Source organism: Mesorhizobium sp. M2A.F.Ca.ET.037.01.1.1, from assembly GCF_003998075.1.
Lineage (GTDB): Bacteria > Pseudomonadota > Alphaproteobacteria > Rhizobiales > Rhizobiaceae > Mesorhizobium.
Window position 1 is genome coordinate 1 of the sequence record NZ_RZSA01001373.1, and the last position, 1,299, is coordinate 1,299.

The window sequence follows — 1,299 nt, forward strand, 5'->3', positions numbered from 1 at the left end:
GCAGGGCTGTCCGGGGAAAGGTTCGGGTGAATCGAAATGCCGCATGTGCATGCCCCGTAAGACGGGGATTTTCCGTCTACCTTCTGGTTGTCGAGACTCAGAAAGGGAACGGGGCATGCGCTTTACGCCTAGCATTCTTGGCAAGCTGGTTGAACCGATCAATCGTCGCCGCTTCCAGACGATTGTGGATAGCCATGACGGGGATGCGTATGACAAGTCGTTCAAGAGCTGGGACCATCTCGTGGTGTTGATCTATGCTCAGCTCAGCGGCGCGACGAGCCTTCGCAGCCTGCAAGCCGGCTGGAACGCCAACTGCCAGCACCATTACCACCTCGGCAGCGACCTGTTGCGGCGCTCGACCTTGTCGGACGCCAACCGGCGCCGCCCTGTAGCCGTCTTCGCCGAGACGTTCGCCCTGCTTGCAGGCCAACTCGACCGGCAGATGCGTCGCGAAGGCAGTGCCATGCTGCGGCTGATCGATTCCACGCCCATCCCGCTCGGCAAGCTTTGCGACTGGGCCAAGTCGAACGGCCGCATCCGCGGCATGAAGCTGCATATCGTCTATGATCCAGACAGCGACTGTCCGCGCGTCCTCGACATCACCGATGCCAACGTCAACGACGCCCAGATCGGCCGCACCATCTCTATCGAAGACGGTGCGACCTACGTGTTCGACAAGGGTTACTGCCACTACGGCTGGTGGACGGCGATCGCGGCGGCGCAAGCCTTCTTCGTCACCCGGCCCAAAACCAACATGGGGCTCAAGCTGGTGTGCGATCGTCCCCTCGCAGCCATGCACGGCGATGGCTTCACCGTGCTTGAGGATGCCGAGGTGAGCTTTGCCAGCAAAGGCGATTCCAAACTGCCGATCCGCTTGCGTCGCATCATCGTGAAGCGAGACGAAGGCGACACCATCACGCTGCTGACCAACGATCTCGAGCGCTCGGCCGCCGACATAGCAGCCCTCTACAAGGGGCGCTGGCAGATTGAGCTCCTGTTCCGCTGGATCAAGCAGCACCTCAAGATCCGTAAGTTCCTCGGCAACAATGACAACGCCATCCGCCTGCAGCTCTTCGCCGCCATGATCGCCTATGCGCTGTTGCGCATTGCAGCGCGCGCATATCGCGTTGCACTGCCGATCCTGCGCTTCACCGACCTGGTGACACGATGCCTGTTCGAGCGGCGCCACATCGCCGCCATCGACAAACCGCCGCCCGTCAATCCAAGTCGAAGGTACCCCCGCTGCTCTCCCGATCAGATGAGCCTCGACTATGTCTAACTTTCCCCGGACAGCCCTGC

Annotated in this window: 1 protein-coding gene; it reads left to right on the top strand. The window is 61.3% G+C overall.

Annotated features, from left to right (window positions below; all coding sequences use genetic code 11):
* The first annotated feature begins 115 nt into the window (after positions 1–115).
* Positions 116–1,279, top strand: a complete 1,164-nt coding sequence (locus EOA27_RS36860; RefSeq protein ID WP_126078352.1) for an IS4 family transposase — start codon at positions 116–118, stop codon at positions 1,277–1,279.
* Positions 1,280–1,299 lie beyond the last annotated feature (20 nt).